4 protein-coding genes are annotated in these 6,583 nt (G+C 61.5%); all 4 read right to left on the bottom strand.

Going from position 1 to position 6,583, the window contains the following annotated elements; translation table 11 throughout:
- Positions 1-4,139: inverse autotransporter beta domain-containing protein (locus tag C3708_RS22545; RefSeq protein WP_158251383.1), on the bottom strand; the 4,139-nt coding region annotated here is incomplete at its 3' end.
- 169 nt (positions 4,140-4,308) lie between these two features.
- Positions 4,309-5,277, bottom strand: coding sequence for an EAL domain-containing protein (locus C3708_RS22540; RefSeq protein WP_103948155.1), 969 nt, complete (start codon positions 5,275-5,277; stop codon positions 4,309-4,311).
- 93 nt (positions 5,278-5,370) lie between these two features.
- A complete protein-coding gene (locus C3708_RS22535) occupies positions 5,371-5,916 on the bottom strand; it encodes a hypothetical protein (protein WP_103948156.1) in 546 nt (181 codons plus the stop codon).
- Between the two features lie 14 nt (positions 5,917-5,930).
- On the bottom strand, positions 5,931-6,575 hold the full coding sequence (locus C3708_RS22530) for a hypothetical protein (RefSeq protein WP_103948157.1): 645 nt from the start codon (positions 6,573-6,575) through the stop codon (positions 5,931-5,933).
- Between the last annotated feature and the right edge of the window lie 8 nt (positions 6,576-6,583).

Raw genomic sequence — 6,583 nt, 5'->3', positions numbered from 1 at the left:
AGCGCTCCCACCTCCGCACCGTCATACAGCGGCTTCACCGTATAGCTCCCCGCCTTCGTGCCGTGCAGCTGTGCCGTATAGATACCGGGAGCACCATCCACCGCCGCATCCACCGTCACTGCGGAGCCGCTCACCGGTTGATTATCGCCTTCCAGCACGCGGAAGGTCACCTTCGACACCTGACCCGACACCAGATTATCGTTCACATCCTTTGCCGTGAACTGCAGTGTCACCGCGGACTGGCCGTCTGCCGGAACCGTGCTGGTGCCTGTCGTATTAAAGGCAGAATGCGTTCCGTCCACATCCCCGGCAGTCAGCGTCACTGCCTTGCCGAGGGTATTCAGCGGCTGGCCATCATACGTCGGTATGACGCTATATACTCCCGCCCTCGTGCCAACCAGACTCGCCGTGTACACTCCGGCACTTCCCTCTGTTATCGCCTGGATCGTCACCTCACCGGCATCTGCCTGGTTGCTGTCCTGTACGCGGAAGGCCACCTTCACCACCTGACCCGTTACCGGGTTGCCGTACATATCCTTTGCCGTGAACTGCAGCGCCACCGGGGATGTACCGTTCGCCACGACAGTGCTCTCACCAGGCAGAGTCAATTCCGATCGATTCTCATCCACCGTGCCGGCACTCAGCGTCACATCTTTGTTAAGCGACTCCAGAGGCTGGCTGTCATACACCGGCGTCACCGTCCAGGTTCCCGCCTTCGTGCCGTACAGCATCGCCGTGTACACTCCTGGCTCCTCTTCTGTTGTGGTGTCTACCGTTACCGCGCTCCCGGCGTCTGTCTGCATACTGTCCTGCACCTTGAAAGTCACCTTCTGTTTCTGGCCCGTCACCGGATTACCGTTCGCATCTTTTGCCGTGAACATCAACTTCACCCGGGACGCGTCATCCTGCCCAACAGTATTGTCTCCTGACAGTTCAAAGAGGGATTTCCCACTGTCCACCGACCCGGCCGTCAGCGTCACCGGCTGACTCAGCGCTCCCACCTCCGCACCGTCATACAGCGGCTTCACCGTATAGCTCCCCGCCTTCGTGCCGTGCAGCTGTGCCGTATAGATACCGGGAGCACCATCCACCGCCGCATCCACCGTCACTGCGGAGCCGCTCACCGGTTGATTATCGCCTTCCAGCACGCGGAAGGTCACCTTCGACACCTGACCCGACACCAGATTATCGTTCACATCCTTTGCCGTGAACTGCAGTGTCACCGCGGACTGGCCGTCTGCCGGAACCGTGCTGGTGCCTGTCGTATTAAAGGCAGAATGCGTTCCGTCCACATCCCCGGCAGTCAGTACGAAACCCGGGCTGAACGACGCAAGAGGCGTGCTATCATAAACCGGCGTCACCGTATAGCTTCCCGCCTTCGAGCCGTGCAGCTGCGCGGTGTAAATCCCGGGGCTCTCCTCTGTCACCGCATCCACCGTCACCGCGGGGCCACTCACCGGTTGATTATCGCTATCCAGCACGCGGAAGGTCACCTTCTGTTTCTGGCCCGCCACCTGATTGCCGTTCGCATCTTTTGCCGTGAACAACAGCGCCACCGGGGACGTACCGTCCGCCACAACAGTGGTGTCACCCGGCAGCGTAAACGTCGATTGCGTCTCATCCGCCGTACCCGCAAGCAGCGTGACATCTGCACTGAGTGACGTCAGCACCTGACCGTCATACTCCGGTGTCACCGTCCAGATTCCCGCCTTCGTGCCGCTCAGCGTTGCCGTGTAGACCCCGATCCCTTTCTCTGTCGTGGCGCCTACCGTCACCCCGCTGCCGGCAGCCATGCGCAGGCCGGCATTCGGGCCGCTGCTGTTCTGCACACTGAAGGTCACTTTCTGCGCCTGCCCCGTCAACGGATTACCATACACATCCTTTGCCGTAAGACTCAGGGTCAGCGTGGACGAGCCATCCGCCGCAACTGTCATGCCATCCGGCAGCCCAAAGAGCGATGTCTTGTCGTCTACTTCGCCGGCCGTCAGATCCACCCCCGTGCTGAGTGCACCTACCGGCTGACCGTTATACATCGGTATCACGGTATAATGCCCCGCCTTTGTGCCCTGCAGAGTCGCCGTGTAAACCCCGGGTTCGCCTTCTGACGTGGCACTGACGGTGACCGCGGTGTTGGTAACCGGTTGGTTATCGCTGTCCAGCACGCGGAAGGTCGTCTGTGATGCCTGCCCCGTCACCGGATTATCGTTCATATCCTTTGCCGCGAAGCTCAGTTTCACCCTGTCGATATCGTTGGCTGAAATCGTATCCTTGTCTGCCGTGAATACCGAACGGGTATCACTCAGACCCACTTTGCTGATAGTGATCCTTGCCGGGCTCAGGGTTGTACCGAAGACTTCCGGCGTCAGAAGGAGAGTTTCTTCATCCAGGCCTGCCGTCACCGTCACCTCATAGACACCCGCTTCTTTTTTACTCACCTCTGACAGTGTGGCTGATTTCAGCCTGTCAGGCCTGATGGTGATTGCCGTGGCCGGGACGTCCACTGTCTCGCCCTGACTGCCCCTGAGCATTAACGTCAGGGTCTGGTTGCTGCGTCCGTCGGCCATAAGGGTGCTGTTGAGTGGCATAAAAGTACTGCTGGTTTGACTGACGGTCGGTGCGTGAACACTGACCTGCGTCTCACTGGTATTCGATCGGCGTCCCTTCCTGTCAACAGCAACACCGTGAAGAATATAGTTATTGATCCCCTGCTCAAACTGGTAAGCGGGAAGGATGACACTGTAGTTCTGCGGATCGTCCTGAGTGACCTTCCCTCCGGCAACCAGCAAGGCCGGCGCCGACCAGTCGATACGGTCCAGCCCGTTATGGCTGGTAACGGATACCCCCAGTGATTTTTTCTCCCCCGCGTAACCGGTCACCAGCGACGCCGTACGCAGGCGGATGTCATTCTTCCTGCGATACTCAAGTATGATGCTGTTATTACGCTCAACAAAATCGTGACGGCTACCCGCCAGGCTGCGCATCACGGCCACCGCATCAGGATCAACCTGCTGCCTCCAGGGCGTCCCCGGTTGATAACGCAGATCCAGACCAAAACGGGTGTCGTTCTCACCGGCCTTGCCCTGACGTTGTTCTGTGGTCAGCGTGACCAGGGGTACCGGCGTATAGTCCAGCCCGAAAGTGAAGGCGTGCGGATCACGCTGACGTTTGTCCTTACCAAACAAAGCGACTTCATTACCGTAATACTGCTCGTACGTCAGCTTTCCGCCCAGTTGTGGCAGGGCAGGCAGCCAGGCCTGAGTGCGCAAGTCCCATCCGTCGGCCGGGCGATCCTCATAGCCGTCCAGGTCGGGTGAGTTTTTCCAGTTGGTCAGACGCAGGTAACTGTTGGCCCCCAGTTTCAGATAATCGCGCCAGTACTCCATCCCCACGCCCGCCCGGGCATGGTCACGCGACAGGTCATAATCCACGAAGGTGTTTCCGCCGAGCATCCAGTCATTACTGAACCAGCGGATACCGAACCCCAGATTAGACTGGGTGCGTTCATCCGTACGGTGAAAACTGCCCTGAGTGAAAGCAAGCAGAGCCTGTTGCTCATAGAGTGGCATCAGCAGGTCGAACTGGGAGTTTTTAAGCGAGAAATCCCGGTCGGTATCCAGCTGTACGCGCGCGGTCCCAAACTGCGCCATCCACTTCTGCACTTCACTGGTGGCGGCACCTGTTGCCATACCGCGAGCCATTGCCGCCGCAGCATCCGCACCGGGATCATTTGACAGGAACGCGCCCGCCTGCGACGCAATGCCCGCAACCTGCGCGGCCTGTCCGTCATCGGGCGACTGACGGCTCTCAGGCTGACTGCCCGGCGTCACGGAAAGCCGTGGCACATCCAGCACATCCCCGGGCTGGAGTTGTTCAAACTTATGCGCAAACGTACGAAACTGGTTGAGTTCACGTAATTCAGACAGTGTGATACCGAACTTTCTGGCAACGGAATCCGTCGTTTCGCCCGCATCCAGCGTATAAGTTTGCGTCTGCTGTGTGGCCAGCGCCCCTGCATCATACGATGGCGCTTTTGCCGCCGCGTGAGCGGGCATAAACGTCACCGCTGAAGGGGCCAGGAGCTGCAGACAAATATTGATCCAGGCGCACACACGAATGTGGCATGGCGGTATGTTTCTCATTTTAGTGTTCATAAGTTACCTTTTCATCGTTTGGCCGTGCCACTCGCATAGACTGGCACCTGCCGGCTACTTCACCCTCTGCACAGCACCCAGTTGCCCCTCATGCTTTATCACCGCAGAAAGCCGCCCCGGGGGGACATATCCGTCCCCCGTCTCTGTACCAGGCCCGTTAATGTCGCTGCATAAACACCCCTGTTGCCAGACAGGCGACCAGCCCTTCGGCCTGCACCGGCGGGGAAAAATAGTAGCCCTGCTGCTCGCGCACACCGTGGGCCAGCAGCCATTCGTGCTGGGCCCGGGTCTCCACGCCTTCGGCCACCACTTCAAGCGACATCAGATGTGCCAGGCGGATAATGAGTTCCGCCTGTGACACTGGCGTGGAGTGCAGGTCCTGCACGTGGCTGCGGTCCAGCTTCAGGCCGTCCACCGCCAGCATGTCCAGACCGGACATCCCCTGATGTCCGGTCGCAAAATCATCCAGCATGACCCGGATACCGGCCGCCTGGAGGGCCTTCAGTAAGCCTGCCCCGCCCGGAACCTGTTCAAAGACCACCCGCTCGGTCACTTCTGCGGTGACTTTCAGGGCTTTCCCCCGAAACAGCCACTGCAGGCGCTGGCAGTCCCGCAGGAAGGTGTGACTCCCCGCATGGGCCGCACTCAGGTTCACCGCCACATCAAAACCCGGTGGCAACCAGACCCGCATGTGCGCCAGGTCACGGCGTACCTGGCGCATCAGCAGCCGGGTCAGGGGAACGATAAGCCCGCTCTGCTCGGCAAGCGGGATGAAGCGCGCCGCGCCACGGATGCGCCCGTCCGGGAGATGCCAGCGAGCCAGCACCTCACAGCCGCAGACCAGCCCCTGCTGGCCGCGAACCACCGGCTGATACCAGGCCTGTATTTGCCCCCGGGCAAGCGCCCGGCGCAGCCGGCGAGTCCGCCAGGCCGTCCAGGTGATTTTCACTGCCCCGGCCCGCAGAACCAGCAGCAGAGCCGTGCACACCATGCTCAGCAGCACCCGCAGGTGACCCGCATCGCCGGTGACCCAAACTGCGCCGCTCACCAGCGTCAGCAGGGAACCGGCGATAAGCCAGAGCCCTGTTACCTGAGCCGTGGTACGCCCCTCATTGGCTGTTCTCATGTTCTCTCCTGTCAGTCTCCGCTATCCGGCTCGCGCCGCATCGGCACCCACTCACCGGGGCTCAGCCTCAGCGTCATCACTGGCGTATCGTCTTCAGGCGCAGCCCTTTTCTTTTCCGGGATCATCGTCGTCCTCCGTTTCCACTTTCATGCGTCCCTTCCACACTATCCGCGCACGCCACAGGCGGGCACGGGTCTGAGGGTCATAGACACTCCACCACAGCGGCTCAGCAGGCAGCGTCAGCCAGCCAGGCCTGATGGCTCCATCCATCACCAGCTCCAGGCGCAGTAGCGTCGGCGGTGCCTCATCACCCTGTCGTATTCCGTTACGGTCCAGGGCCGCCCGGATTGTCAGCCCCGGGAGACTGGTGTCCAGTAATACCCAGTCGCGTCGCTCACCCGACCGGGTACCCAGACTGCTGTCTCCCGCAGGCGTACCGGGGGGCAGCGGCAACGTGACACTGCCGACGACCGTGCCCAGGGGCAAGCTGCAGTCCACCCGCAGCCGTGCGTGCGGATAGTGCCAGAGTATGGTGTTCTCCTGCGCCGCCAGCCGACCGGCGAGTACCACCGGGTGATGCATCCCCGCCATCAGCAGCGGCAGTAGTATCAGGGCTGTCCTGCAGGCTCTGCTCCTCATTCCCTCTCCTTTATTCACCGGAGACCCGTTTCGGGTCCCAGCTTACGCAGGCCGTGATGGCGCTGCGCGTACAGCGCACTGACCGACAGTCCGGTCCGCTGCGCCATGTCCCGTATTCGCTCCCCGGCCAGTACCGCCCTCACGACCGTCAGCTCCCGCCGGGTGAGGCCGGAGGCCAGGGTGTAGCTCTCCCGCCCTCTGAGGGGGTGAGCCCCCGAGGGGAAGGTACCCCACATCAGGTCGACGATGTCCGCGAGCGGACTGCGCGCATCCAGGGTCCACACTGCCTTCAGGCTCTGCGGCCGCCCAGTCAGGTGCAGCAGGGTACCGTACAGCCAGGGCATCGGCTCGCGGATGAGCAGGGTCACGGGAAGGATGTCTCCCCGTGTCTGCAGGTACTCCCCTAGCCGGGCCACCTGCGCCAGTCGTCCGGCCAGGTCACCGCCGAGGTGGCATATCGCCCGACTCACAGGGGCCGGCGGGCCTGCCAGGGTGTGGGCATCCTGAGTCAGGAGATGAACCGACAGACCCCGGGCCCGGGCCAGGCTTTCCAGACCGGCCTGGGTGTAGCGACAGTCAGGAAGCAGGCCCACCCGTCCGGGGCAGAGTGTGAGTACGTTCCGGCCCTCTCCGGGCCGCTGATGCAGGTCATCCGTCATCGTGTCAC

Source organism: Lelliottia sp. 7254-16 (assembly GCF_002922995.1).
GTDB lineage: Bacteria > Pseudomonadota > Gammaproteobacteria > Enterobacterales > Enterobacteriaceae > Enterobacter > Enterobacter jeotgali.
Note: the sequence above shows the minus strand (reverse complement) of the source record. Positions and strands in the feature narration are given on the sequence as shown.

Coding starts and splice junctions, on each gene's coding strand:
- C3708_RS22540 (WP_103948155.1), bottom strand. CDS start 5,277: ATGAGAACAGCCAATGAGGGGCGTACCACGGCTCAGGTAACAGGGCTC.
- C3708_RS22535 (WP_103948156.1), bottom strand. CDS start 5,916: ATGAGGAGCAGAGCCTGCAGGACAGCCCTGATACTACTGCCGCTGCTG.
- C3708_RS22530 (WP_103948157.1), bottom strand. CDS start 6,575: ATGACGGATGACCTGCATCAGCGGCCCGGAGAGGGCCGGAACGTACTC.